Origin of the sequence: Streptomyces sp. RB17 (assembly GCF_009604455.1) — a bacterium.
In the GTDB taxonomy this organism is placed as follows: Bacteria; Actinomycetota; Actinomycetes; order Streptomycetales; family Streptomycetaceae; genus Streptomyces.
The window spans coordinates 481,902-506,580 of record NZ_WEGL01000003.1 but is presented as its reverse complement, the minus strand read 5'-3'; the positions used below and the strand labels follow the sequence as shown (position 1 = coordinate 506,580).

Sequence of the window (24,679 nt, the reverse complement as noted above, 5' to 3'; positions counted from 1 at the left end):
CCGACGAGTACGCCCGCTTCCTGCCGCACGTGATCCTCTGGACGTGATCCTCTGGCCCCTGCGCTCAGCCGCTCAGCACCGCCCGGAACTGCTCCAGCCCCCAGTCCAGGTCCTCCTCGCTGATCACCAGCGGCGGAGCGATCCGTACGGTGGCGCTGTGGGTGTCCTTCACCAGCACCCCGCGGTCCATCAGCCGCTCCGAGACCTCCCTCGCCGTGCCGGCCTTCCGCGCGATGTCCACGCCCGCCCACAGCCCACGCCCGCGCACCGCCGTCACCGCGCCCGTCTCGAGCAGCGCCCCCAGCGCCCGGTGCATCCGTTCGCCCAGCTCGGCCGCCCGCGCCTGGAACTCGCCCGTGCGCAGCATCGCGATCACCTCCAGTGCCACCGCGCAGGCCAGCGGATTCCCGCCGAACGTCGAGCCGTGCTCGTTCGGCCGGAACACCCCGAGCACCTGCGCGCTCGACACCACCGCCGAGACCGGCACGATCCCGCCGCCCAGCGCCTTGCCCAGCACATACATGTCCGGGACCACCCCCTCGTGCTCGCACGCGAAGGTCCGCCCGGTGCGGCCGAGACCCGACTGGACCTCGTCGGCGACGAAGAGCACGTTGCGCTCGCGGGTCAGCTCCCGGACCGCGGGGAGATAGCCGGCCGGTGGCACGATCACGCCGTTCTCGCCCTGGATCGGCTCCAGCAGCACCGCCACGGTGTTCTCCGTCAGCGCCTCCCGCATCGCCGTCAGATCGCCGTACGGCACGATCGCGAACCCCGGCGTGTAGGGCCCGAAGTCAGCCCGGGCCTCGGGGTCCGTGGAGAAGCTGATGATGGTCGTCGTACGCCCGTGGAAGTTGCCGCCCGCGACCACGATCTTCGCCATCTCGGCGGGCACCCCCTTCACCCGGTACCCCCACTTCCGGGCCGTCTTCACCGCGCTCTCCACCGCCTCCGCGCCGGTGTTCACGGGCAGCACCATCTCCATCCCGCACAGCTCGGCCAGCTCCGTGCAGAACGCCGCGAACCGGTCGTGCAGAAAGGCGCGGGACGTCAGCGTCACCCGCTCCAGCTGGGCCTTCGCCGCCTCGATCAGCCGCCGGTTGCCGTGTCCGAAGTTCAGCGCCGAGTAACCGGCCAGCAGATCCAGATACCGCCGCCCCTCCACATCCGTCATCCACGCCCCCTCCGCCGTGGCCACGACGACCGGCAGCGGACGGTAGGTGGGGGCACAGTGCGCCTCTGCGGCGCTGATGAGGTCTTCTGCAGTGGTCATGGCCTCTCCCGGATCCGACGAGAACACTTCGGGAACACGACGGTGACCTCCTTCCTACCGTCGCTCGCATGGTGGACGGGGGACCTGCGCCGTCCGGCTCGCCCGGTAGGCTGATCAGCGGGCCGTGACTGGCGCGCGGGGCTCTGCCGTCACATTCCCGTCGTCCGCCCGAAGGGCGGGCACCGCGGCGTCCGGTGCGTGCAGCTGCAAGGCGGAGGAGGGAGCCGACGCGGAGCGTCGGCGACCGACGACAACGCGGCAGATGTGCGTGCCAGGCGTCGCGGTGCAGGCGGGAATGTGACGGCAGAGCCCAGGATGGGACGGACCATCGGGGAGCGGCCCCAGCGGGAAAGTGCCGTGCGCCTGGGCCGAACGTGAACGCTGTACACGCCGTCCGGAGGTCCTCATGCCAGAGCAGCAGTCCCTCTCCACCGAGTCCACCGCCTTCCGAGCCGCCCTCGACGTCATCCGCGCCGTCGAACCGCGCGTCGCCGACGCGATCGGCCAGGAGGTCACCGACCAGCGCGAGATGCTCAAGCTGATCGCCTCCGAGAACTACGCCTCCCCGGCCACGCTGCTGGCGATGGGCAACTGGTTCAGCGACAAGTACGCCGAGGGCACCATCGGCCGCCGCTTCTACGCCGGCTGCCGCAACGTCGACACGGTGGAGTCCCTGGCCGCCGAGCACGCCAAGGCGCTCTTCGGCGCCCGCCACGCCTACGTCCAGCCGCACTCCGGCATCGACGCCAACCTCGTCGCCTTCTGGGCGGTCCTCGCCGACCGGGTCGAGGCCCCCTTCCTGGAGAAGACCGGCGCCCGCCAGGTCAACGACCTCTCCGAGGCCGACTGGGCCGAGCTGCGCCAGGCCTTCGGCAACCAGCGCATGCTCGGCATGTCCCTGGACGCCGGCGGCCACCTCACCCACGGCTTCCGCCCGAACATCTCCGGCAAGATGTTCGACCAGCGTTCCTACGGCACCGACCCGGCCACCGGCCTCATCGACTACGAGGCGCTGCGCGCCCAGGCCCGTGAGTTCAAGCCGCTGATCATCGTGGCGGGCTACTCGGCGTACCCCCGTCTGGTGAACTTCCGGATCATGCGCGAGATCGCCGACGAGGTCGGCGCCACGCTCATGGTCGACATGGCCCACTTCGCGGGCCTCGTCGCCGGCAAGGTCCTCACCGGCGACTTCGACCCGATCCCGCACGCCCAGATCGTCACCACCACCACCCACAAGTCGCTGCGCGGCCCGCGCGGCGGCATGGTCCTGTGCGACGACTCCCTCAAGGACCAGGTCGACCGCGGCTGCCCGATGGTCCTCGGCGGCCCGCTGCCGCACGTCATGGCCGCCAAGGCCGTCGCCCTCGCCGAGGCGCGGCAGCCCGCCTTCCAGGACTACGCCCAGCGCATCGTCGACAACTCGCGCGCCCTGGCCGAGGGCCTCATGCGGCGCGGCGCGACCCTGGTGACCGGCGGCACGGACAACCACCTCAACCTCATCGATGTCGCCACCTCCTACGGTCTCACCGGCCGCCAGGCCGAGGCCGCCCTGCTGGACTCCGGCATCGTCACCAACCGCAACGCCATCCCGGCCGACCCCAACGGCGCCTGGTACACCTCCGGCATCCGCATCGGCACCCCCGCCCTGACCACCCGTGGTCTGGGCGCCGCCGAGATGGACGAGGTCGCCGGCCTCATCGACCGCGTCCTCACCACCACGGAGCCGGGCACCACCAAGTCGGGTGCCCCCTCCAAGGCGGCCCACGTCCTGGACGAGAAGGTGTCGCAGGAGATCGCCCAGCGGGCCACGGACCTGGTGGCGGGCTTCCCGCTGTATCCGCAGGTCGACCTGGGCTGAAGCGCCCCGAAGGAGTGCGGGGCCGCATCAATGTGCGGCCCCGCCGCGGGGCGCGACCGGCCCACCACGGTCCGCAGTTCCCCATGCACAGAAGCCCCCGAGCTCTCTGCAACAATAAAAAACATGGCCACTGCTGACGAACCTCGCGTGCTCTCCGGCATCCAGCCCACCGCCGGCTCGTTCCACCTCGGCAACTACCTCGGCGCCGTCCGCCAGTGGGTGGCCCTGCAGGAGACCCACGACGCGTTCTACATGGTCGTCGACCTGCACGCGATCACGCTCCCGCAGGACCCGAAGGAGCTGCGGGCCAACACCCGCCTGGCCGCCGCCCAGCTCCTCGCGGCCGGTCTGGACCCCGACCGCTGCACACTCTTCGTCCAGAGCCACGTCCCCGAGCACGCCCAGCTCGCCTGGATCATGAACTGCCTCACCGGCTTCGGCGAGGCCAGCCGGATGACCCAGTTCAAGGACAAGTCCGCCAAGCAGGGCGCCGAGCGCGCCTCCGTCGGCCTGTTCACGTACCCGATCCTGCAGGTCGCGGACATCCTCCTCTACCAGGCGAACGAGGTGCCGGTCGGCGAGGACCAGCGCCAGCACATCGAGCTGACCCGTGACCTGGCCGAGCGTTTCAACGGCCGCTTCGGCGACACGTTCACGATCCCGTCGCCGTACATCCTCAAGGAGACGGCGAAGATCTACGACCTGCAGGACCCGTCGATCAAGATGAGCAAGTCGGCGTCCACGCCGAAGGGCCTGATCAACCTGCTCGACGAGCCGAAGGCCACCGCCAAGAAGGTCAAGAGCGCCGTCACCGACACCGACACCGTGATCCGCTACGACGCGGAGAACAAGCCGGGCGTGTCGAACCTCCTCACCATCTACTCCACGCTCACCGGCACGTCGATCGCCGAGCTGGAGCGCCAGTACGAGGGCAAGATGTACGGCGCCCTCAAGACCGACCTCGCCGAGGTCATGGTCGACTTCGTGACGCCGTTCCGGGAGCGCACCCAGCAGTACCTGGACGACTCCGAGACCCTCGACTCGATCCTGGCCAAGGGCGCGGAGAAGGCGCGCGCGGTCGCCGCGGAGACGCTCGCGCAGGCGTACGACCGCGTGGGCTTCCTGCCGGCGAAGCACTGAGACGCACGGCTACGCACTGAGACGCACGGACCGGCACCGAGGCGCACGACCGTACGCACGTCCGGGTGGGCAGAGCGCTGCACATCACTTCCGCCGCGCCTGCCCACAGGACAGCCATAGCCGTACAGTCGATAGCCGACGGACGTGACAAAAACAGACACACGACAGGAGACGACGTGGGGACCGTAACGATCGGCGTGTCGATCGCGGTCCCGGAGCCTCACGGCAGCCTGCTCCAGGAGCGGCGCGCGGGCTTCGGCGACGCCGCGGCTCACGGCATCCCCACGCACGTCACACTGCTGCCGCCGACCGAGCTCGACGAGAGCGAGCTGCCGGCCGTCGAGGCGCACCTCACCGAGGTCGCGGCCGGCGGGCGGCCGTTCCCGATGCGGCTGTCCGGCACGGGCACGTTCCGTCCACTGTCCCCGGTGGTCTATGTCCGTGTCGTCCAGGGTGCCGAGGACTGCACCCTGCTGCAGCAGCGGGTGCGGGACGCCTCGGGGCCGGTGGCGCGCGAGCTGCAGTTCCCGTACCACCCGCATGTCACCGTCGCGCACGGCATCGACGAGGCGGCGATGGACCGCGCGTTCGAGGAGCTGGCCGGGTTCGACGCGCAGTGGCCGTGTACGGGTTTTGCCCTGTACGAGCAAGGGACCGACGGGGTCTGGCGGAAGTTGCGGGAGTACACGTTCGGGGGATCTGTGGTGCCTCCGCAGGCCGGTGCGCTGCGAGGGGCGGGCCGCAGCAGCGCGGTGTCGTAGTGGCGGGGCCGCTACACCGGAAGGCGCCGGAACAGTGCCCTCGGCGTGTGCCGCAGCGCCGCCATCACCACCCGTAGTGCCCCCGGCACCCACACCACCTCCGAGCCTCTGCGCAGGCCCAGTTCGATGGCCGTGGCCACCGCTTCCGGAGTCGTCGAAAGCGGCCCCCCGTCCCGGAGGTACCCGGGCCGTACGACCATGACGTGCACGCCCGTGCCGTGCAGGGCGTCGCCGAGGCCCTGGGCGAAGGTGTCGAGGCCGGCCTTGCTGGAGCCGTAGATGAAGTCGGCGCGGCGGGCCCGCTCGCCGGCCACGGAGGACAGGACCACGAGGGATCCGTGCCCCTGGGTCTGCAGGGCGCGGGCGGCGACCAGGCCGGCGGAGACGGCCCCGGTGTAGTTGGTCTGGGCGACCTGGACGGCGCGTACCGGGTCCCGTTCGTCGTGGGCCTGGTCGCCGAGGATGCCGAAGGCGAACAGCACCATGTCGATGTCGTCCTCGGCGAAGACCTTGCCGAGGACGGTCTCGTGGGACTCGGGGTCGAGGGCGTCGAAGGCGACGGTACGGGTGTCCGCGCCGAGTGCGCGCAGGCTCTCGGCGGCCTGTTCCAGGGCCGGTGAGGGGCGGCCCGCCAGCCACACCGTGCGGGTGCGACGGGCGATCATCCGGCGCGCGGTGGCCAGCGCGATCTCGGACGTGCCGCCGAGGACGAGCAGGGACTGGGGGAGACCGAAAGCGTCCTTCACATCAGCTCCTAGCGGGGATCCGGAGGCATGTCGGTGACCGTATCGTCCCTATATGAGGGATTAGTTACTGAACATTCGCCCGCTCCACACAATGGGTGATTAGTGGGATGTCTTACGAGCGCGCGGTCAGGGGCAGGAGCGGATCATGGACTGGCTGAAGAGACTCCCCGGCATCGGGCCGATCGTGGTCCGGCTGATGGAGACGCACGCGTGGCACTGCTACGAACGTCTGGACCGGGTGAAGTGGACGCGGCTGGCCGCCGCCATGACGTTCATCAGCTTCATCGCGCTGTTCCCGCTGCTGACCCTGGTCGCCGCGGTCAGCGCCGCCACGCTCAGCCCGGCCCGGCAGAAGACCGTCGAGCACAAGATCGCCGAGCAGTTCCCCGGCGTCCTCTCCAGCCGGCTGGACCTCACCTCGCTCGTCCACAACGCCGGCACCGTCGGCGTCATCGCGGGCGCCCTGCTGTTGGTGACGGGCATCGGCTGGGTCGGCCAGATGCGGTCCTGTCTGCGCGCGGTGTGGGAGCTGCCGGACCAGCAGCAGAACCCGGTGGTGGCCAAGGCCAAGGACGCCGGCATCCTCCTCGGCCTCGGCGGCGCCCTGCTGGTCACGCTCGCCGCGTCCACGCTCGCCTCGGCCGCCGTCGGAGTGGTGTCGCGCAACCTCGGCCTGGCCGAGCACGGCTGGGGCAGTGCGCTGCTGCGGATCGCCGCGTTCGCCGTCGCCGTGCTCGCCGACTTCCTCGTCCTGCTCTACGTCCTGACCCTGCTGCCCGGCGTCGAGCCGCCGCGCCGCCGCCTGGTGGTGGCCGCACTGCTCGGCGCGGTCGGCTTCGAACTGCTGAAACTGCTGCTCAGCGGCTATATCCAGGGAGTCGCCGCGAAGAGCATGTACGGCGCGTTCGGCGTCCCCGTGGCGCTGCTCCTCTGGATCAACTTCACCGCGAAACTCGTGCTGTTCTGCGCGTCCTGGACGGCGACGCGGAGTGCGGAGGCCGAGCCCGCCGCCGACGTCACGGACGCGTCCGACGGCGCATCAGGTCCGGCAGCGGCCACCGGCGATTGATCAGGAACGCGGCGCCCGCGAGCAGCACCACCGCCCCGCCCGCGATGGCCGCGGCGGTGCCGACGCCGGAGCCGGAGCCGGCGGTGGCACCGGCCACCGGCCTGGCCTCGGATCCGCCCCTCCCCGCGGACTTCCCGGCGGAGGCACCGGGGTCAGGGCTCGGCAGGGCGCTCCTGGGCGGCACCAGTTCGCCCACCGGGTTGACCTTGCCGGCCGCCTGGAAGCCCCAGTCGAACAGCTTGGCCGTCTCCTTGTAGACCTCGTTGTGCTCGGGCTTGTCCGGATGCATCACCGTGACCAGCAGCACTCGGCCGTTGCGCTCGGCGACCCCGGTGAAGGTGGCGCCCGCGTTGGTGGTGTTGCCGTTCTTCACGCCCGCGATGCCCTGGTAGACGGGCACGTCGGTGTCACCGCTCAGCAGCCGGTTGGTGTTGCGGATCTCGCCCGTCTCGAACCTGGCGCTGACGGTCGAGCAGTAGTCACGGAAGTCCTTCTTCTGCAGCCCGGACCGCGCGATCAGCGTCAGGTCGTACGCCGACGACACCTGACCCGGCTCGTCGTAGCCGTCGGGCGAGACCACGTGTGTGTCCCGGGCCTGCAGTTCGTCGGCGTGGTCCTGCATGTCCTTGACGGTCTGTGCGACACCTTCGTTCATCGAGGACAGCACGTGCACGGCGTCGTTGCCCGAGCGCAGGAAGACCCCGAGCCACAGATCGTGGACGGAGTAGGTGTGCCCCTCCTTTATCCCGACCACGCTGGAGCCGACACCCATGCCCGCGAGGTCGGACGGCACCACCTTGTGCTTCTCCTCCTTCGGGAAGCGGGGCAGCAGGGTGTCGGCGAACAGCATCTTCAGCGTGCTCGCCGGGGGCAGCCGCCAGTGCGCGTTGTGCGCGGCGAGCACCTCGCCGGACTCGGCGTCGGTGACGATCCAGGAACGCGCGGTGATGTCCTTCGGCAGCACCGGGACACCCGGCGCGAGATTGACCTGTGTGCCCGGCCGGCCCAGCCGGACGCCGCCCACGGTCGACATGCCGGCCGGGGGCGTGACCGTCGGGCTCGTCGAGGGGGCCGGGGCGGCGAGGGCGGCGGGCGCGGTCACGGACAGGGACAGCAGGGTGGCGGAGGTGACCAGCAGGGATCGCCGACCGGTCTTCTTCAGTGCAGACACGGTCGAGAACGTACCTTTTGTCGGCCATGAAATCCCATGACCCACCTCACCCCCGGCACAGAACCGAAGGGCGAACGGCAATACTGGTCGCATGAAGCTCAGCCGCCCGGTCTCCTGGTTCCTGCTCGCCTTCGGGGTGTGGTCCTGGGTCATCTGGGTCACTTTCGTCAAGAACCTGGTCAAGGACAGCAGCGGGCTCGCCTTCGACAACGGTCACCCGACGGCGTACTTCTGGGTGCACCTGCTGCTGGCGGTCGTTTCCTTCGTATTGGGGACGGTCATCGGGGTCATCGGGTTGCGCGGACTGCGCGCACTGCGCCGCGCGTCATAGCCGCCCGCACCCTAGCCGTCCGCACGCCATAGCCGCCGTACGCCGCCGCGCGCGCGTGACCGACCCGCACCGCTCCTGGCGGGAACCGCTCCCACTCCTGTGAAGACGCTGTGAAACCCGGGGGAAACAACGCCTCGGTAAGTTCTTTCACCATCTGGTCAGAAAGCCCTTCCCCCAGGCGAAACCCGTGTGATTAGGTGAGCCGCGCCACGAGGGGAGTGGCGAAATCGTGCTGGTCAGGGGTAGGGCCTTTGAAGGGGCCTGGGGAGGGCACCACCATGCGATCGATTCGCATGCGCGTTCTCGTGACACTGCTCGTGCTCGCGATCGCGGGAATCGGCGGCTGGCAGCTACTGCCGTCGCAGGGAAACAAGAACAAGACCATCACGGTCGGTACGACGGACGCCGTCACGGACCTCGACCCGGCGGGCGCCTACGACGCCGGTTCCTGGGCGCTGTTCAGCAATGTCTTCCAGTCGCTGCTGACGTTCGAGCCGGGCGGCGTCGCGCCGGTCCCGGACGCGGCACAGAGCTGTGCCTTCCAGGGCAGCGGTCTGCGGACGTACCAATGCACTCTGCGCTCCGGGATCACCTTCCCGAGCGGCCGCACGATGACGGCCGAGGACGTGAAGTACTCCTTCGACCGGGTCAAGAAGATCAACTCCGATGTCGGCCCGGCGTCGCTGTTCTCCACGCTCGCCTCGGTGAGTGCCGACAGCGCGACGACCGTCACCTTCCATCTGTCGTCCCCCGACGCCACCTGGCCGCTGAAGGTCGCCACCGGCGCCGGGGCGATCGTGGACAAGGACAAGTACCCGGCCGAGTCACTGCGCAAGGACACCGGCGTCGACGGCACCGGCCCGTACACCCTGACGTCGTACGCCAAGGACCAGAAGGCGGTTCTCCAGCCCAACAGCCGCTACAAGGGCTACCTCAGCGGCACCGGCCGCCCGATCGACCTGCGCTACTACGCCGACTCCGCGAAGCTCGACAGCGCCTGGAAGGACGGGCAGGTCGACGTCGCCACCCGGGAGCTGCCGCCGAGCGTGCTCTCGGCGCTGAACCCGAGCGACCCCAACCAGCGGGTCACCGAGTCCGACAGCGCCGAGACCCGCAACCTGTACCTCAACACGCGCGCCAACTCGCCTCTGCACGATGTGCGGGTGCGCCGCGCGATGGCCTGGCTGGTCAACCGCGAGCAGCTCGCCTCGTCGGTCTACGAGGGCACGGTCGACCCGCTGTACTCGCTGATCCCGACCGGCATCACCGGCCACACCACGTCGTTCTTCGACGACTACCCGACGCAGAGCGTGCAGAAGGCGCGGGCGCTGCTCACCCAGGCCGGGGTGTCCCTGCCCGTCCGGTTCACCTTCGGCTACGGCAAGAACCGGGGCGTGGGTGAGCAGGAGGCCGCGGCGCTGAAGCGGCAGCTGGAGGCCGGCGGCCTGTTCAAGGTGGACGTCCAGGGGTACGAGTGGACCGACTTCCAGAAGCGCTGGGCCACCGGGAAGATGGACGCGTGGGCGGTCGGCTGGGTGCCCGACTATCCGGACCCGGACACCTTCGGCTCCGCGCTCGTCGGCACCGGCTCCACGATGAGCACCGGCTACAGCAACAAGCTGGTCGACCATCTCATCCTGCACAGCCAGCAGTACGCCGACCGCAGCCAGGTCGACAACGACTTCAGGGCCATCCAGGCGGCAGTCGCCCAGGACGTCCCGCTGATCCCGCTGTGGCAGCGCAAGGAGTACGTGGTCAGCACCGAGGACGTGGGCGGCAGCCAGTACCTGGACGACGGCACGGGCGTCTTCCGCCTGTGGCGCCTGCAGTGGCTCTGATCAGCCCTCGCTCTTCTTCTCGCGCCCCTTGGTCCGTTCGGACCGTGGATCCGGCAGTGCCTTCGTCATGCCGGGCAGGAAGTCCGTGAACAGCTCATGGACCTCCAGGACCAGGGGGCGCAGCACCCGGAACCGGGCGAGCGCCACCCCGCGGGCGGTCAGCCGGGCCCCGCGCCGGGCCAGCCGGTAACTGCGCTCGCGCCCTTCGGTCCGGTCGAAGACCCAGTACAGGACCAGCCCCATCTGGGACAGCCACATCAACTCCGGCAGGACGTCCCGGAGTTCGGGGGCGACCTTGGACTTGGAGCCGGCCAGCACCTCGCGGTGAACCGCGATGGCCTGCTCACGGGCGTGCTCGCTCTCCGGGGAGAAGGGGCTGAGCGGGCTGTCCGGGTCGGCGGCGTTCTTGAAGAACTGCACGGCGAACTCGTGGTACGGCCGGGCGATGTCCAGCCAGACGGTGAGCACGCCCGCGAGCCGCGCCTCCAGGTCGGTCTCCTTCTCCAGGACCTCGCGGACCGCCCTCTGGTGCTCGGCGGCGATCCGGTCGTAGAAGCCCTGGATCAGGTGTTCCTTGCCCTCGAAGTAGTAGTAGGCGTTGCCGACGGAGACCCCGGCCTCCTTGGCGATGGCCCGCATGGTGGTCTTGTCGTACCCGCGCTCCTGGAACAACCGCATCGCGGTCTCCAGGATCAGCGCGCGGGTCTGCTCGGACTTGCTGCTGGGGGAGCCGGCCGTCTCGGGGCCGTCGTTCTTCGCGGGCACGGTAGGAGAGCCTAACGAGTGCGGCCCGAGGGCCTAACCGGTGGAGCAGGCTCCGCCGGAGCAGGAGGACGGCTCGTAACGCCAGCCGGTCTCCGGACGGTATACCCACCCGTCGCCCGACCGCCGCCCCTGAACGAGGCGCTGCGCGCCGCCCCCATTGATGTCCGCCCTCCGGTACGCCGTCCCGCCCCAGTTCCACCCGGCGTCGCGCCGCTGCGCACCCCGCCACTTCGCCGCCGCCAGCACCGCCCCGCGGGCGAGCCGGGCGCCGGAGGGGGTGCTCAGCCGGTGGGCGAGGGGCCGGTGCTCGCGCAGGGCCCACAGCACGACGATCCAGGCGCGGGAGCCCCGGTAGACCTGCCCGGAGTCGCCGACGACGGTGACCTCGTCGAGCGTGGCGGCGTGGTCGAGCCCGGGAAAGCGGGTCCGGGCCCGCTCCGAGCCGGCCGGCACCAGGTCCAGCGGCACCAGCTGCGGCTGCCGTACCAGCCAGCCGCGCAGATGGGTGCACAGCCCGCACTCGGCGTCGTACAGGACGGTGAGCCGGCGGACCGGGACGCCCCCCGTGACGCCCCGGTCCTTCGTGGTGGTCATGGCGGTCACGCTCCGGCCGCCGGGGTGATCCACTCCTGCGGGCCGACCGGAGGCCGCTCCTCGCGCTCCATGATCCCACGCCGGCGGATCCGGTTGAGCACGTACACGTTGCCCAGGTGCATCACGCCGAGCACCAGCAGGACCACGCCCAGCTTGGTCGACAGGGCCTCGAAGATGCCGCGGGTGTCCTCGATCGTCTCGTCCCCGCTCAGGTACAGCGCCACGAAGCCGAGGTTGACGAGGTAGAAGCCGACGACCAGGAGGTGGTTGACGGCGTCCGCGAGCTTCTCGTTGCCGCGCAGTACGTCGGCGAGGAAGATCCGGCCGTTGCGGCTGAGCGTGCGGGCCACCCAGACGGTCAGCCCGATGCTGACGACCAGGTAGATGACGTAGGCGATGACCGTGCGGTCCATACCCCACCCCTTGTTGAACGCGTTCAAAACGCTGACGGGGGTGACTGTAGCCTCGCTTTTGAACATGTTCAACTCAATGGCGCTCAGCTTCTGCGCCCCAGCTCCGGGCGTTTGGTGTAGTCCGTGAATCCGAGGACGTTGCCCCAGGGGTCGGCGATCTCCACGGTCCAGCCGGTGGCCACCGGGAGCACCTCGTCCAGCGGCGCGATACCGGCGGCGGTCAGCTTCCGCGCCGCCGCTCGCGCGTCCGGCACCTCCAGCCAGATGCGCGGCGCGGGCCAGGGCGGCGACCGGCGCCCCAGCGTCTCCTCGGCGCACAGCAGGATCCCGGGGGTCTCCTTGCCGATCTTCAGCAGGGCGATCCCGCCCTCCTCGAACCGGAACTCGACTCTGAACCCGGCCCGCTCGTAGAACCCGACGGCCTCGCCGAGGTCGCCGACGGGGAGCAGCACGTTGTCGAAACCGAGCAGTTCGTACGACTCATCGTCTGACATGTCGTCACATTAGAACCGTCGAGCGCTGAAATCCGACAAAAACGCCCGAGAGCCCTGCTTCCGAACGCTCGGAAGCAGGGCTCTCGGGAGGTGCCGGGACGATCAGTAGCGACGCGTGATCAGCGCGCGCTTGACCTCCTGGATCGCCTTGGTGACCTCGATACCGCGCGGGCAGGCGTCCGTGCAGTTGAAGGTCGTACGGCAACGCCACACGCCGTCACGGTCGTTGAGGATCTCCAGGCGCTGCTCGCCCGCCTCGTCACGGCTGTCGAAGATGAAGCGGTGGGCGTTCACGATCGCGGCCGGACCGAAGTACTGGCCGTCGTTCCAGAACACCGGGCAGGACGACGTGCACGCGGCGCACAGGATGCACTTGGTGGTGTCGTCGAAGCGCTCACGGTCCTCGGCGGACTGCAGACGCTCGCGCGTCGGCTCGTTCGTGTCCTTGGTGACCAGGAACGGCATGACGTCCCGGTACGCCTGGAAGAACGGCTCCATGTCCACGACCAGGTCCTTCAGGACCGTCAGGCCCTTGATGGGCTCGACCGTGATCGGCTTCTCGGGGTTGATGTCCTTGATCAGCGTCTTGCAGGCGAGGCGGTTCCTGCCGTTGATCCGCATCGCGTCCGAGCCGCAGATGCCGTGCGCGCACGAGCGGCGGAAGGTGAGGGTGCCGTCGAGGTCCCACTTGATCTTGTGGAGGCCGTCGAGGACGCGCTCCTTCGGGTCGATCTCCAGCTGGAAGTCTTCCCAGGCCGCCTCCGCCGAGACCTCCGGGTTGAACCGGCGGACCCGGAAGGTGACCGTGATGTAGGGGGAGTCGGCGAAACCGGGCTCGGGCTTGCCGGCCGCCTCTTCCTTGTCCAGAACGGGGGTAGCCATCAGTACTTACGCTCCATCGGCTGGTAGCGGGTCTGGACGACCGGCTTGTAGTCGAGACGGACGGTTTCCGAGCCGTCGGCGCCGACCTCGCGGTACGCCATGGTGTGGCGCATGAAGTTGACGTCGTCGCGGTTCGGGTAGTCCTCGCGGTAGTGACCGCCGCGGGACTCCTTGCGGGCCAGCGCCGAGACGGCCATGACCTCGGCCAGGTCCAGCAGGTTGCCCAGCTCGATGGCCTCCAGCAGGTCGGTGTTGAACCGCTTGCCCTTGTCCTGGATCGCCACGTTCTTGTAGCGCTCGCGCAGCTCGGCGATCTTCTCGACGGCCGTCTTGATCGTCTGCTCGGTGCGGAAAACCATGACGTTGGCGTCCATGGTCTCCTGCAGCTCGCGACGGAGCGTGGCCACCCGCTCGTTGCCGGTGGAGTTGCGCAGCCGCTCGATCTGCTCGACGACGAGGGACTCCGGGTTCTCCGGCAGCTCGACGAAGTCCGCCGTGTGGGCGTACTCCGCGGCGGCGATGCCCGCGCGGCGGCCGAAGACGTTGATGTCCAGCAGCGAGTTGGTGCCGAGGCGGTTGGCGCCGTGCACGGAGACACAGGCGACCTCGCCGGCCGCGTACAGACCCGGGACGACGGTGGTGTTGTCCGCCAGGACCTCACCCTCGACGTTCGTCGGGATGCCGCCCATCGCGTAGTGCGCGGTCGGCTGGATCGGGATCGGGTCCGTGTACGGCTCGATGCCGAGGTAGGTGCGCGCGAACTCGGTGATGTCGGGCAGCTTGGCGTCCAACTGCTCCGGGGGCAGGTGGGTCAGGTCGAGGTAGACGTGGTCGCCCTCGGGACCACAGCCGCGGCCCTCGCGGATCTCCGTGTAGATGGAACGGGACACGACGTCACGGGACGCCAGGTCCTTCATGACGGGAGCGTACTTCTCCATGAAGCGCTCGCCGTCCTTGTTGCGCAGGATGCCGCCCTCGCCGCGCGCACCCTCGGTGAGCAGGATGCCCATGCGCCAGATGCCGGTCGGGTGGAACTGGAAGAACTCCATGTCCTCCAGCGGCAGACCCCGGCGGTAGACGGCGGCCTGGCCGTCACCGGTGAGGGTGTGCGCGTTGGAGGTCACCTTGAAGAACTTGCCGCAGCCGCCGGAGGCGTAGATGACCGCCTTCGCCTGGAAGAGGTGGATCTCGCCGGTCGCCAGCTCGTAGGCCACCACACCGGCGGACTTCTTGACGCCGTCGACCTCGGTGATCAGCTGGTCCAGGACGTAGAACTCGTTGAAGAACTCCACACCCTCCTTGACGCAGTTCTGGTACAGCGTCTGGAGGATCATGTGGCCGGTGCGGTCCGCGGCGTAGCAGGACCGGCGGACCGGGGCCTCGCCGTGGTTGCGGGAGTGACCGCCGAAACGGCGCTGGTCGATCGTCCCGTTGGGCGTCCGGTTGAACGGCAGGCCCATCTTCTCCAGGTCGAGGACGGCGTCGATGGCCTCCTTCGCCAGGATCTCGGCGGCGTCCTGGTCGACCAGGTAGTCACCGCCCTTGACCGTGTCGAAGGTGTGCCACTCCCAGTTGTCCTCCTCCACGTTGGCGAGCGCGGCGGCCATGCCGCCCTGCGCGGCGCCCGTGTGGGAACGGGTGGGGTAGAGCTTGGTCAGCACGGCGGTGCGGCTGCGCTTCGTCGCCTCGATGGCGGCACGCATGCCCGCGCCACCGGCGCCGACGATGACGGTGTCGTACTTGTGGATCTTCATGATTCTCGCAGCCCCGTGCCTAGCGGATGTTCGGGTCGAAGGTGAAGATCACCAGCGTGCCCAGCAGGATGGTCCACACCGTGGCGGTGTACAGCAGGGCCTTCAGCCACATGCGGGAGGCCGGACGCTCGGCGTAGTCGTTGATGACCGTGCGCAGGCCGTTGGCGCCGTGCAGCATCGCGAGCCACAGCAGCAGCAGGTCCCAGACCTGCCACCACGGGGACGCCCAGCGGCCGGCCACGAAGGCGAAGCCGATCTTGGAGACACCGCCGTCCAGCACGAGCTGGATCAGCAGGTGGCCGATGACGAGGACGACCAGCACGACGCCGGACAGGCGCATGAACAGCCAGGCCGCCAGCTCGAAGTTGCCCCGCGTCGACTTGGGGGACTTCTTGGTGCGCTTGCGCGGCGCCTCGATCAGCGGGGCCGGGTTGTCGACGGTGTAGACGGGGGCGCCCTCGACGGGGCCCACTCCGGACGCGGCGGTTTCAGTCGTGGACATCGGCGTCAGCTCCCAAACAGAACGCGGGCGGCGTGGCCGAGCACCGGGTAGATCGCCCCGAGCATCAGCACGATCCAGACACCCATCACGGTCCAGAACATCTGCTTCTGGTAGCGCGGGCCCTTCGACCAGAAGTCGACGGCGATGACGCGCAGGCCGTTGAGCGCGTGGAAGAGGATGGCGGCGACGAGGCCGTACTCCAGCAGCGCGACGATCGGCGTCTTGTACGTGGCTACGACCTTGTCGTAGTCCTCGGGGGAGACACGCACGAGAGCGGTGTCCAGCACGTGAACGAACAGGAAGAAGAAAATGAGGACGCCGGTGACTCGGTGAGCCACCCAGGACCACATTCCTTCCCGGCCGCGGTACAGCGTTCCAGCCGGCACGGAAGAACCCTCCGGGAGCGGGGATTAGGGCCGCGCCGGCTTCGGTGTCGGTCGGGCCCGGCCGGGTACGGTCCACCGGCCCCCAGCATCGTAGCCATGCGCTGCGCTGTGCTTTACGGGGGGCCTACCTTGTGTGATCAAATTGGCACCGGATGGGTTAGGCGCCGGACGGCTACTGGGGTGGTGTGTCCGGTTATTTGCCGGGTGCGGGTGCGTTGTCGCTGGTCGCGCCCCGCGGCGGAGCCGCTGATGGATGCAGCCTCGCGCCCCCTAGGCAGGTGCCCAGTCTGCTTCTTGCAAGGCGCCGGAGTTGCTCCGCCGCTATGACCCGCTCTTCCTCGGGATCGTTTGTCAATCGTGATCGGATTGCTTCGAGGGTCCGATCGAGGGATTCGTCCGGGTGGGTGTCGCCCAGGTAGATGACGAACGCATGTCCGAATCTCGCCTCGTAGGCCGCATGGGCGGCGCTCAGCGCCATGTGGGCCGCGGAGTACGTGTCCGCCGGCAGGTCGGGAAGGGACTCTCCCGCCAGAGCCTCCGCCAGATCCGTCGGCGACAGGTCGTACGCCGCCTCGTCCGCCGCGGCCAGGAGGGAGTCCAGGTCGGGGTAGGGGCGGTGGTCGGCGACGCGGTGGGACCAGCGCAGGCTGTGCAGGCAGCGCAGCAGGAGGGCGCGCGCCTCGTCGGCCGGTGCCGCGTTGAAGGCGTCGAGGGGCTTGGGGAGATACGGAAGACGGTGGGCGGGCAGCGTGGGTCCTCGCGTCACAGGGGGCGTGGCAGGGGATGCTGTGAAAGGTGTGTCGTCAGGCTATCGAGATTGGTCACCGTGTGTCCGCGTGGTGCCTGAAATTCACCCGGACGGAAGAGTTTCGGAATGCCTGGATGACGGACGCGGTGCGGATCGGTCGTACGTTGGTCGAGTGACCCAGCACAAGCGCCGTGCTCCGGCGCAGCAGGTGATGCGGAAGCGGGCGGTGGTGGCCGCCGCGGTCGTCGGGACCGTCGCGATCGGCACGAGCGTCGGCGTGTGGGCCTCGTCGGGTGGGGGCGGCGGGACGCGGGAAGGGGGCGCGCGGCAGTCGTCGCCCGGCCGGGTGTCCGGCAGCGCTTCCGACGGGGCGGCCACGCCCTCGGCGAGTCCGACGCGCTCCTATCCGCTGTCCCAGGCGCCGCGCACGATCCCCGCGGTGCGCTCCCACACCCCGGCGCGCGGGCCCGGCTGGAAACCGCAGAAGGCGGACCGGGTGGTGATCAGCGACGGGGAACTGGCCGACGAAGGGCAGCTGATCGCGGGGGAGCTGGGGCTGACCTACGCCGGGGAGAAGGACGACGTGCGCGCGGGTGACGTCCGGCTGGCGCTCGGCGGCGGGGACGGGAACCAGGAGTCCTACACCATGACCGTCCGCTCGGGGCGGGTCGACATCAGCGGGCCCGGCGAGGCCGGCGTCTTCTACGGCACCCGCACGCTGAAGCAGGAGGTCCACGGCGGCGGTACGGCCCCGGAGGGGGTCGTGCGGGACGAGCCGGCCAAGCCGGTGCGCGGGTTCAACCTGGACATCGCGCGCAAACCGTTCTCCGAGTCCTGGATCGAGGACCGGATCCGGGAGCTGGGGGACCTGAAGTTCAACGAGCTGGGGCTGCACTTCTCCGACGACCAGGCGTTCCGGATCGAGTCCAGCACCCACCCCGAGATCGTCTCCACGGACCATCTGACCAAGGCGCAGGTCAAGAAGATCGTGGACCTCGCGAACAGCCGGCACATCACCGTCGTGCCCGAGATCGACTCGCCGGGGCATCTGGGCGCCGTCCTCGCCGCCCACCCCGACCTGCAACTGCGCAACGCGAGCGGGGTCGCCACCAAGGGCGCCATCGACATCTCCAGGCCCGCCTCCGCGAAGCTCGTGGACGATCTGCTGAACGAGTACGCGGGGCTGTTCACCGGCAACCAGTGGCACCTCGGCGGCGACGAGTACCAGGCGCTGACCGTGAAGGACCCGCAGGCCTCCTATCCGCAGCTCGCGGCCGCGGCCCGGCAGAAGTACGGCTCCGGCGGCACGGTCGCCGACCTCACCACCGGCTGGCTGAACGACCGCGCCGCCACCGTCCGCGCGCACGACAGGACCATGCGGGCCTGGAACGACGGCTTCTACCGCGGTACGTCCGTGCAGCCGGCCAAGGACCTCCAGGTCGCCTACTGGACCGGCAAGGAGATCGGCGCCCGGCAGCCGGTCGACCATCTGAGCGCGGGCCGGAAGGTCATCAACTACAACGACGAGTTCCTCTACTACGTGCTCGGCCAGCCGCAGACCTTCGTCTATCCGACCGGACAGCGCATCTACGAGCAGTGGAACCCGCGGGTGCTGCGCGGCACGACCGCCGTGCCGGCGCACTACGACGGGCAGATCCTCGGCGGCTCGTTCGCGGTGTGGGGCGACTTCCCGAACGCGCAGACCGAGAGCCAGGTCGCGGCCGGCATCCGGATGCCGCTGCGGGCCACCGCGCAGAAGCTGTGGGCCCCGGGCACACCCGCGTTGTCCTGGACCGACTTCCGGAACCTCGCGAACCGGCTGGGCTGACGGGCCTGCGGAACCGGGCCGATCGCAACCTGGTGGACGTACGGTGCCGGGCGGCCATATGTTCCGGTGTTCGCGTGTGCGGCCGGGGGAGTGCCGCGCGGCGCCATCGTCACCTCGGGGGGAATCCCTTCATGACCACGTCCACGCCCGCACCACCGTTCGTGCCCGGTGCCGTGCTTCGCTCGCCCGTGGGGCTCGGCCGGGCCGTCGGCGTTCTGCTCGGGGTCGTCATCGCCGCCGACGTGTTCGGCTGCTACGCCGACCTGCTGGAGATGAACGCCGCCGGTGACATCGCAGACGGCGCCACGGGCGCCGGGATGTTGCACCGGGCCGAGCACGCCGACACCCTCTACCACTGGGCCGGCTTCACCCAGGCGTGGACGCTGCTCGCCACGGCCGTCGTCTACCTGTGCTGGCTGTGGCGGGTGCGGGTGAACGCCGAGGTGTTCGACCGGTCCGCACACGTCATGGGGCGCGGCTGGACGATCGGCGGCTGGTTCTGCCCGATCGTCAACCTGTGGTTTCCGCGCCGGATCGTGCTGAACATCTGGGACACGAGCGTGCCCTGGGGCGCGCGGGCCCGGCACAGTCCGGTCAACGCCTGGTGGACGCTGTGGATCATCAGCATCCTCACCGGCCGGCTCGCCTCCATGAGCTGGAATCACGCCCACACGGAGCGACTGCTGCACAATGCCGCCGGGCAGATGCTGTTCTCCGACGCGGTCGACATCGGGGCCGCCGTACTTGCGATCGTGGTCGTCGTCCGCCTGACCCGGATGCAGGTACGCAAGGCCCTCGTGGGTCCGGTGCCGGCTCCGGTTCTTGGCTGAAATCATCCGCTGTGACACTCGCGCGCCGTCTCACGCAGTAAAGGGAAGTGCGGGCTCCGTAACGGTCGGTGCCCCGGCGAGGGAGACATTTCATGAGCCTGGTGGAACGGATCGCACAGGCCGACGCACGCGGACTGGCCGCCAGCGGGCTGGCTTGTTTGGATCGGTGCCTGCCGCTGCTCGGCGCCGACGACGAGCTGCTGCGGCCGCTGTGGGCGAGCCTTGCCGACGGCTCCGACTGGGGCGTGAGCCTGGAGAAGGCGCGCGACGCGCTCGGTGCCGGGCAGCCGGACGACGAGGCCGCGCTGCTCGTCCGGCGCATGCTGGACGCGGCCCCGGCCGAGCGCACCGACGACGCGCTGCGGCCCTGGGCCGACGCCTGCTCGGTCGCCTCCCTGCGGATCCACCGGCTGCTGGACCCGGCGGCGGACGGCACGTCGGCGGCCGACGGGCTCGACGCCGGGCGGTCGGGGGAGACGGCGGACCTGCCTCCGCTGGTCGCGGCGGAGCTGCGCCGGCAGACGGCGGTGCTGGACGTCCTGGCCGAGCACGGTCCGCATGGCCTGCGCCGGGCGCTCGACCTCTCCATCGAGGGGCGGCGGGTGCTGCGCGCGGTGGTGTCGCGGCGGGAGCGCGCCGGGTCCTGAGAAGTGCCCGTACGGACGTTCAAACCCCCCTGTGTGGGCGAGTCCTGTGAGTGTCCCGAGGTGGACCTGGGCTAGTCCTGCGACGGTTGGCGAATCGATTCGGAATGCGGTGACGGTTGCCTCGTCCCGGTCGCTCTTCCCTATGTGACAGCCCAGTACGTGACAGCACAGCAGGAGACCAGGCCGCACGCCGCCGCGAAGCCCGTGCGGTGGGCCGCGGACACCGTGGCGACCATGCGCGAGGGCGCCCGGGTGCGCCTCGACTACTCGGCGCAGAGCCTGTGGCGGGTGGACCGGATGATCGAGGAGATCCGGCGCGAGGGACCGCCGTACGCCGCCGTCGAGAGCGTGCTGCGCGGTTTCGGCGCCTACGCCGGTGAGGTGATCGTCCGGCAGAGCGGCGCCGAGTGGTGGGCGACCGGCCGTGACCACTGGGTGCGCACCCCCGACGGCCGGCTCTGGGACCCCATCGAGGAGGCCCGGCGCGCCTACGACGGCAACGGCTCGCTGCGCCTGCTCTGCCGGGACGCGACCGGCTCCGCCCACTGACGGCCGGCCCGCACGGGGACGCACTGGCCGGCCATGGCAAGGCACATCGCCTCGCTGTGACACTTCTGTGAGGTCCGGCGCTGATCACCGTGGAGGGCGGAGACACGGCCGGAGCGTGTCGGACCGTGAGAGGCGTGCCACGCAGTGGCCATGAACGCGGCGCGAACGAGGACGTCTTGGGCCAGGCAGGGGAACCCCGTCGCCCGCAGCCGCGGGACGGGGAACTGGGCGCGGCCGTCGCGCGGGCCCAGGACGGCGACGAGACCGCCTTCGCGGTGGCCTACCGGATCGTGCAGCCCGGCCTGCTCGGCTATCTGCGGGGCCTGGTCGGCGAGGACGCCGAGGACGTGGCGTCCGAGGCCTGGCTGGAGATCGCCCGCGACCTGGGCCGGTTCAAGGGCGACGGTGCCGGCTTCCGCGGCTGGACCGCGACCATCGCCCGGCACCGTGCCCTGGACCATCTGCGCCGCCGACGGGTACGGCCGCAGGCCGCGCCGCTGGAACAGGAGATGCTGGAGCTGCCCGGCCGGCTCGACACCCACGACCAGGCCCTGGAGTCGCTGTCCACCGCACGGGCGCTGGAGTTGCTGCGCATCCTGCCGCGCGACCAGGCCGAGGCCGTACTGCTCCGGGTGGTCGTCGGCCTCGACGGTCCCGGCGCCGCACGCGTCCTCGGCAAGCGCCCCGGCGCCGTCCGCACGGCGGCGCACCGCGGACTGAAACGCCTCGCCCGGCAACTGGGCGCCCCTGACCCGGCGGACGAGGCCGTGACGGATACCGGCACCCGGGCGCTGGGGGAGTCCGCCCCGGCACCTCGCGGCCGCCCGCGCCGCCCAAGTGGCAGCCACCCAGGGGAAGAAGGCCGACAATAGCGGCAATTCGGACCATCGGGCATCGGGGAAGAAGTAATCCTCGTCACCCGGGCATGCCGCGAAGGGCAACGGCCGGGGCCGCCACCCCCCACAGGAGAGGCCCCGGCCGTCGCGCGGTCGGGCCGCGTACGGCCCGTATCCTCTACAGCGCCGTGCGTGCTGTTTCTGTCACACCCGGCCACCGCCGATCCTCACCCTGCGCACATCCGCACCCGGTCACGAGTTAGTTGCATCTTCTACGGACATGGACGGGGAACGGTTTGACGCCGTAACGTGCCTTTCGCGCCGACCGGGAAACAGGCGTAAAGGGAGTCAGGTGCTGGGGGACGACGCGGAGCTGACCGCCGCGGTGCGATCGGCGCAGGACGGAGACGAGACCGCGTTCCGTACTGTGTACCGCGCGGTGCATCCACGGCTGCTCGGATATGTGCGCACGCTGGTCGGCGATCCGGACGCCGAGGACGTGGCGTCCGAGGCCTGGCTGCAGATCGCCCGCGACCTCGACCGGTTCAGCGGAGACGCCGACCGCTTCCGCGGCTGGGCCGCCCGGATAGCCCGCAACCGCGCCCTGGACCACATACGCATGCGGGGCCGCCGCCCCGCCATAGGCGGCGACGAGACGGAGCTGACCGGCCGGGCCGCCGAGTCCGACACGGCCGGCGAGGCCATCGAGGCCCTGACCACCGACAGCACCCTCTCGCTCATCGCGCGGCTCCCGCAGGACCAGGCCGAGGCGGTCGTCCTGCGCGTCGTGGTCGGCCTCGACGCCAAGAGCGCCGCCGAGACCCTCGGCAAACGCGCCGGTGCCGTACGCACCGCGGCGCACCGCGGTCTGAAGCGGCTCGCGGAACTGCTCGGCGAGGATCCGGAATCGGCGGGCGCGCTCGACGCTCTGCCGCCCCAGCGAGAACCGCGCGGTCGCGCGGTGTCGTCCGCAACTGTGACGGATACGCGTGCGCGGACGCAGAAGGACATGTGATGGCCGACGAGCAGGACAAGTGGCTGAACCGTGAGACGGCGGAACGCCTGCTGCGCGGTGAGTCGCTGGAAGCCGTCGACGCCTCCGCCCGTGACCAGGCCGAACGCCTCTCCCAGGCACTCGGCGCACTGACCGCGCACGCCGCCCCCGCCGCTGGTGAACTCCCCGGCGAACAGGCCGCCCTGGCCGCGTTCCGCAAGGCCCGCGAGGCAGCCGGCACCGAACGCACCGCCGTCGGCCGTGCCGACGCCACCTCCGCCCTGCCCGTACCCGGCGCCGACGCGGGCCTGGTCCGCATCGGCGCCCGGTCGCGTACCGGAATCACGGCCCGCCGGCCCCGCTGGGCCCGCCCGGTGCGCCTGGCGCTGGCCGCGGCGGTGGCCGTGGGCACGGTCGGCGGGGTCGCCATGGCCGCCGGAACCGGGGTGCTGCCCACGCCGTTCGGGCCCGAGCACCCCCGCCCCGCCACCTCCGTCTCCACCGGCCCGACCTCCAGGGCGCCGCTCGCCTCGGTCCCGCAGGGCACCCCGGGTCCGACCGCGGGGCCCGGGGTGCCGAGCGGCAGCACCGGCACCAGCCGCGGCGCCTCCGGCAGGGCGGTGACACCGGACGACCGTCACGGCAGGAGCACCGCGCCCGGCGCCGGCGACTCCTCCGGCACCCCCGGTGGCCGGTGGCGGGACGCGGCCTGCCGGGACATCCGGGACGGCAGGGAACTGGACGCCGGCCGCCGGCGCGCTCTGGAGAACCTGGCGGGCGGCAGCGCCCGGGTCAGCCGGTACTGCAAGGTCGTGCTGTCCGTCGCCGACTCGGGCGACGGCGGGACGAGCGGCGGCAAGGGCGACGAGGGCGGCAACAAGGGCAAGGGCGGCGACGAGGAAGGCAACCCCGGCCGGGGCGGCGACGGCCACCCCGGCGAGGGCGGCGGCCACGGCAAGGGCAACGGCGGCGGCAGGGGCCGGCACGGCGACGGCGCCGCGCTCGCTCCCACGGCCAACGCCGCGACCCACCCCGCCCGGCGGACGACCGGCACCATTCTGGGCCCCATGCCGAGCCCGACCTACACGGCGCTCTGATCCGTCGGCCGCTCCGAAACCCGCACCGTGAAATCCCTCTGACCTGCGGTTTCGTAGATCGCGAAAAATTTTCCGCGTGGGGTGTGACGTTTTTGGAGCCCGGCGCGCAGTACTGAGTGAGCCGACTGGTCATCGGCCGTCGCACTGAGCCGGGGTTCCCCCCGTACCCACGGCTCGTGCACCTGGCGCGGGCGGGACACGTTCCCCCGGTCCCGCCCGCGCCCCGCACATCCCCGCGTCACCAGTGGACGACGACCTTGTCGCCCACCCGCACCTGAGCGAACAGCTGCTGGATCGCGGCCTCGTCCCGGACGTTCACGCACCCGTGCGACGCCCCCGCGTATCCGCGCGCCGCGAAGTCGTACGAGTAGTGCACGGCCTCGCCGCCGCTGAAGAACATCGCGTACGGCATCGGCGAGTGATAGAGCGTCGACACCCAGTCCCGGGCCTTCCAGTAGATGTGGAAGACACCCTCCCGGGTCGGCGTGTACTGCGCCCCGAACCGCACCGCCGTCGTCGACAGCGTCCGCCCGTCGACCATCCAGCGCAGCGTCCGCGTCGTCTTGTCGATGCACAGCACGCGCCCGGTCATACAGCGCGGGTCGGGTGCGCCGGCCGGCTGACCGCCCATCAGGTACAGCTCCCACGTGCCGGGCGTGTGGGTCATCTGCACCAGCCGCTCCCAGGTGACGGTGTCCGTGCGCCCGGTCTGCGGCAGCCCGCGCCTGCCCTGGAAGCCCCGGACGGCCCGCTCGGTCAGATCGTCGTACGACCCCGTCGGCCCGTCGAACAGCCAGTCCAGCTGGCGCAGCCGGGCCTGCAGCTCCCGTACGCCCGCCCCGCTGTCGCCGCGCGCGTACAGCACCCGGGCAGCGGGCGCGGCCGAGGGCGGCTGCTCCGTCCGGGTGGGACGTGCCCGGCCGTTTCCCGGGGTCCGCTCCTGTGCCTGGCCGGGGACCCGTCCCTGAGCCTGTCCCTGAGCCCGCCCCTGGGCCGGGACCTGCCCCGGTGCCCGGGCCTTGCCGTCGGAGTCCGTGGGCTGGACGGTGCAGCCGCACAGGGCGGCGAGGGCGGCGGTCGAGGCGAGCAGGGCGGCGGGTCTTCCCGAGATCCTCATGCCGGGATGCTTCCCCGCGTGACCGCCGCCGAACGACGGGGCATGGTGAGGGGTGACAG

At 70.6% G+C, this 24,679-nt stretch carries 26 protein-coding genes; 13 read left to right on the top strand and 13 right to left on the bottom strand.

What is annotated here, in order from left to right; translation table 11 throughout:
• Positions 1-64 precede the first annotated feature (64 nt).
• A complete protein-coding gene (gene rocD / locus SRB17_RS15990; RefSeq protein WP_153539097.1) occupies positions 65-1,270 on the bottom strand; it encodes an ornithine--oxo-acid transaminase in 1,206 nt (401 codons plus the stop codon).
• Between the two features lie 406 nt (positions 1,271-1,676).
• Here rocD and SRB17_RS15985 point away from each other — a divergent pair, with 406 nt between their 5' ends.
• The 3 genes from SRB17_RS15985 (at position 1,677) to SRB17_RS15975 (ending at position 5,029) form a co-directional block, all read left to right on the top strand.
• On the top strand, positions 1,677-3,128 hold the full coding sequence (locus tag SRB17_RS15985) for a glycine hydroxymethyltransferase (RefSeq protein ID WP_153539095.1): 1,452 nt from the start codon (positions 1,677-1,679) through the stop codon (positions 3,126-3,128).
• 123 nt (positions 3,129-3,251) lie between these two features.
• The gene (gene trpS, locus SRB17_RS15980; protein WP_153539093.1) at positions 3,252-4,268 is read left to right on the top strand and encodes a tryptophan--tRNA ligase; all 1,017 of its coding nucleotides are present in this window, start codon (positions 3,252-3,254) and stop codon (positions 4,266-4,268) included.
• A gap of 176 nt (positions 4,269-4,444) precedes the next feature.
• On the top strand, positions 4,445-5,029 hold the full coding sequence (locus SRB17_RS15975) for a 2'-5' RNA ligase family protein (protein ID WP_323375638.1): 585 nt from the start codon (positions 4,445-4,447) through the stop codon (positions 5,027-5,029).
• A gap of 11 nt (positions 5,030-5,040) precedes the next feature.
• On the opposite strand, the gene SRB17_RS15970 is transcribed toward SRB17_RS15975, so the two are convergent.
• Positions 5,041-5,775 (bottom strand): decaprenylphospho-beta-D-erythro-pentofuranosid-2-ulose 2-reductase, encoded by a 735-nt coding sequence (locus SRB17_RS15970; protein WP_323375637.1) that lies wholly within the window; start codon positions 5,773-5,775, stop codon positions 5,041-5,043.
• A 145-nt stretch (positions 5,776-5,920) separates the two neighbouring features.
• On the opposite strand from SRB17_RS15970, the gene SRB17_RS15965 reads away from it, so the two are divergent.
• On the top strand, positions 5,921-6,844 hold the full coding sequence (locus SRB17_RS15965; RefSeq protein ID WP_153539090.1) for a YihY/virulence factor BrkB family protein: 924 nt from the start codon (positions 5,921-5,923) through the stop codon (positions 6,842-6,844).
• Here the strand turns inward: SRB17_RS15965 and SRB17_RS15960 are convergent.
• Positions 6,792-8,015 carry a D-alanyl-D-alanine carboxypeptidase gene (locus SRB17_RS15960; RefSeq protein ID WP_323375635.1) on the bottom strand — a complete coding sequence of 408 codons (1,224 nt, stop codon included), beginning with the start codon at positions 8,013-8,015 and terminating at the stop codon, positions 6,792-6,794. The genes SRB17_RS15965 and SRB17_RS15960 overlap by 53 nt on opposite strands.
• A 91-nt stretch (positions 8,016-8,106) precedes the next feature.
• On the opposite strand from SRB17_RS15960, the gene SRB17_RS15955 reads away from it, so the two are divergent.
• Positions 8,107-8,346, top strand: a complete 240-nt coding sequence (locus tag SRB17_RS15955; RefSeq protein WP_153539086.1) for an SCO4848 family membrane protein — start codon at positions 8,107-8,109, stop codon at positions 8,344-8,346.
• Between the two features lie 293 nt (positions 8,347-8,639).
• On the top strand, positions 8,640-10,184 hold the full coding sequence (locus tag SRB17_RS15950; RefSeq protein WP_153539084.1) for an ABC transporter substrate-binding protein: 1,545 nt from the start codon (positions 8,640-8,642) through the stop codon (positions 10,182-10,184).
• On the opposite strand, the gene SRB17_RS15945 is transcribed toward SRB17_RS15950, so the two are convergent.
• The 9 genes from SRB17_RS15945 to SRB17_RS15905 all read right to left on the bottom strand — a co-directional run bounded on the left by SRB17_RS15945 (position 10,185) and on the right by SRB17_RS15905 (position 16,740).
• Positions 10,185-10,949: a TetR/AcrR family transcriptional regulator gene (locus SRB17_RS15945; protein ID WP_323375633.1), complete on the bottom strand. Its 765-nt coding sequence runs from the start codon at positions 10,947-10,949 to the stop codon at positions 10,185-10,187.
• A 33-nt stretch (positions 10,950-10,982) separates the two neighbouring features.
• Entirely contained in the window at positions 10,983-11,543 is a 561-nt protein-coding gene (locus SRB17_RS15940) for a thiol-disulfide oxidoreductase DCC family protein (protein WP_153539082.1), read from the bottom strand.
• A gap of 5 nt (positions 11,544-11,548) precedes the next feature.
• Positions 11,549-11,956, bottom strand: a complete 408-nt coding sequence (locus SRB17_RS15935) for a hypothetical protein (RefSeq protein ID WP_153539080.1) — start codon at positions 11,954-11,956, stop codon at positions 11,549-11,551.
• 83 nt (positions 11,957-12,039) lie between these two features.
• Positions 12,040-12,450, bottom strand: a complete 411-nt coding sequence (locus SRB17_RS15930) for a VOC family protein (RefSeq protein WP_153539078.1) — start codon at positions 12,448-12,450, stop codon at positions 12,040-12,042.
• A 102-nt stretch (positions 12,451-12,552) separates the two neighbouring features.
• Positions 12,553-13,332: a succinate dehydrogenase iron-sulfur subunit gene (locus SRB17_RS15925; RefSeq protein WP_153539076.1), complete on the bottom strand. Its 780-nt coding sequence runs from the start codon at positions 13,330-13,332 to the stop codon at positions 12,553-12,555.
• Complete coding sequence (gene sdhA / locus SRB17_RS15920; RefSeq protein ID WP_153539074.1) at positions 13,332-15,086, bottom strand: succinate dehydrogenase flavoprotein subunit; 1,755 nt, start codon at positions 15,084-15,086, stop codon at positions 13,332-13,334. The genes SRB17_RS15925 and sdhA overlap by 1 nt, the downstream gene beginning before the upstream one ends.
• A 19-nt stretch (positions 15,087-15,105) precedes the next feature.
• Positions 15,106-15,588, bottom strand: coding sequence for a succinate dehydrogenase (locus SRB17_RS15915; protein WP_153539072.1), 483 nt, complete (start codon positions 15,586-15,588; stop codon positions 15,106-15,108).
• 5 nt (positions 15,589-15,593) lie between these two features.
• Positions 15,594-15,974 (bottom strand): succinate dehydrogenase, cytochrome b556 subunit, encoded by a 381-nt coding sequence (gene sdhC / locus SRB17_RS15910; RefSeq protein WP_323375631.1) that lies wholly within the window; start codon positions 15,972-15,974, stop codon positions 15,594-15,596.
• Between the two features lie 193 nt (positions 15,975-16,167).
• Positions 16,168-16,740, bottom strand: coding sequence for a 2-oxo-4-hydroxy-4-carboxy-5-ureidoimidazoline decarboxylase (locus tag SRB17_RS15905; RefSeq protein WP_323375629.1), 573 nt, complete (start codon positions 16,738-16,740; stop codon positions 16,168-16,170).
• Positions 16,741-16,933: 193 nt separating this feature from the next.
• Here SRB17_RS15905 and SRB17_RS15900 point away from each other — a divergent pair, with 193 nt between their 5' ends.
• The 7 genes from SRB17_RS15900 to SRB17_RS15870 all read left to right on the top strand — a co-directional run bounded on the left by SRB17_RS15900 (position 16,934) and on the right by SRB17_RS15870 (position 23,503).
• Complete coding sequence (locus SRB17_RS15900; RefSeq protein ID WP_153539786.1) at positions 16,934-18,550, top strand: beta-N-acetylhexosaminidase; 1,617 nt, start codon at positions 16,934-16,936, stop codon at positions 18,548-18,550.
• Between the two features lie 131 nt (positions 18,551-18,681).
• Positions 18,682-19,380 (top strand): DUF4328 domain-containing protein, encoded by a 699-nt coding sequence (locus tag SRB17_RS15895; RefSeq protein WP_153539070.1) that lies wholly within the window; start codon positions 18,682-18,684, stop codon positions 19,378-19,380.
• Positions 19,381-19,472: 92 nt separating this feature from the next.
• Positions 19,473-20,027, top strand: coding sequence for a hypothetical protein (locus SRB17_RS15890; RefSeq protein ID WP_153539068.1), 555 nt, complete (start codon positions 19,473-19,475; stop codon positions 20,025-20,027).
• Positions 20,028-20,186: 159 nt separating this feature from the next.
• On the top strand, positions 20,187-20,576 hold the full coding sequence (locus SRB17_RS15885) for a hypothetical protein (RefSeq protein WP_323375628.1): 390 nt from the start codon (positions 20,187-20,189) through the stop codon (positions 20,574-20,576).
• A 176-nt stretch (positions 20,577-20,752) separates the two neighbouring features.
• Positions 20,753-21,448, top strand: coding sequence for an RNA polymerase sigma factor (locus tag SRB17_RS15880; RefSeq protein ID WP_228396112.1), 696 nt, complete (start codon positions 20,753-20,755; stop codon positions 21,446-21,448).
• A 316-nt stretch (positions 21,449-21,764) separates the two neighbouring features.
• The gene (locus tag SRB17_RS15875) at positions 21,765-22,427 is read left to right on the top strand and encodes an RNA polymerase sigma factor (RefSeq protein WP_323375626.1); all 663 of its coding nucleotides are present in this window, start codon (positions 21,765-21,767) and stop codon (positions 22,425-22,427) included.
• Entirely contained in the window at positions 22,427-23,503 is a 1,077-nt protein-coding gene (locus SRB17_RS15870) for a hypothetical protein (RefSeq protein ID WP_153539066.1), read from the top strand. Before SRB17_RS15875 ends, SRB17_RS15870 begins: the two co-directional genes overlap by 1 nt.
• A 238-nt stretch (positions 23,504-23,741) precedes the next feature.
• Here SRB17_RS15870 and SRB17_RS15865 read toward each other — a convergent pair whose 3' ends face one another.
• Positions 23,742-24,620: a L,D-transpeptidase family protein gene (locus tag SRB17_RS15865; RefSeq protein ID WP_153539064.1), complete on the bottom strand. Its 879-nt coding sequence runs from the start codon at positions 24,618-24,620 to the stop codon at positions 23,742-23,744.
• Positions 24,621-24,679: the final 59 nt, after the last annotated feature.

Bases quoted from the DNA above. Each gene is read 5' to 3' on its own strand.
- rocD (WP_153539097.1), bottom strand. From the start codon at position 1,270: ATGACCACTGCAGAAGACCTCATCAGCGCCGCAGAGGCGCACTGTGCC.
- SRB17_RS15985 (WP_153539095.1), top strand. From the start codon at position 1,677: ATGCCAGAGCAGCAGTCCCTCTCCACCGAGTCCACCGCCTTCCGAGCC.
- trpS (WP_153539093.1), top strand. From the start codon at position 3,252: ATGGCCACTGCTGACGAACCTCGCGTGCTCTCCGGCATCCAGCCCACC.
- SRB17_RS15965 (WP_153539090.1), top strand. From the start codon at position 5,921: ATGGACTGGCTGAAGAGACTCCCCGGCATCGGGCCGATCGTGGTCCGG.
- SRB17_RS15955 (WP_153539086.1), top strand. From the start codon at position 8,107: ATGAAGCTCAGCCGCCCGGTCTCCTGGTTCCTGCTCGCCTTCGGGGTG.
- SRB17_RS15950 (WP_153539084.1), top strand. From the start codon at position 8,640: ATGCGCGTTCTCGTGACACTGCTCGTGCTCGCGATCGCGGGAATCGGC.
- SRB17_RS15940 (WP_153539082.1), bottom strand. From the start codon at position 11,543: ATGACCACCACGAAGGACCGGGGCGTCACGGGGGGCGTCCCGGTCCGC.
- SRB17_RS15935 (WP_153539080.1), bottom strand. From the start codon at position 11,956: ATGGACCGCACGGTCATCGCCTACGTCATCTACCTGGTCGTCAGCATC.
- SRB17_RS15930 (WP_153539078.1), bottom strand. From the start codon at position 12,450: ATGTCAGACGATGAGTCGTACGAACTGCTCGGTTTCGACAACGTGCTG.
- SRB17_RS15925 (WP_153539076.1), bottom strand. From the start codon at position 13,332: ATGGCTACCCCCGTTCTGGACAAGGAAGAGGCGGCCGGCAAGCCCGAG.
- sdhA (WP_153539074.1), bottom strand. From the start codon at position 15,086: ATGAAGATCCACAAGTACGACACCGTCATCGTCGGCGCCGGTGGCGCG.
- SRB17_RS15915 (WP_153539072.1), bottom strand. From the start codon at position 15,588: ATGTCCACGACTGAAACCGCCGCGTCCGGAGTGGGCCCCGTCGAGGGC.
- SRB17_RS15900 (WP_153539786.1), top strand. From the start codon at position 16,934: ATGCGGAAGCGGGCGGTGGTGGCCGCCGCGGTCGTCGGGACCGTCGCG.
- SRB17_RS15895 (WP_153539070.1), top strand. From the start codon at position 18,682: ATGACCACGTCCACGCCCGCACCACCGTTCGTGCCCGGTGCCGTGCTT.
- SRB17_RS15890 (WP_153539068.1), top strand. From the start codon at position 19,473: ATGAGCCTGGTGGAACGGATCGCACAGGCCGACGCACGCGGACTGGCC.
- SRB17_RS15870 (WP_153539066.1), top strand. From the start codon at position 22,427: ATGGCCGACGAGCAGGACAAGTGGCTGAACCGTGAGACGGCGGAACGC.
- SRB17_RS15865 (WP_153539064.1), bottom strand. From the start codon at position 24,620: ATGAGGATCTCGGGAAGACCCGCCGCCCTGCTCGCCTCGACCGCCGCC.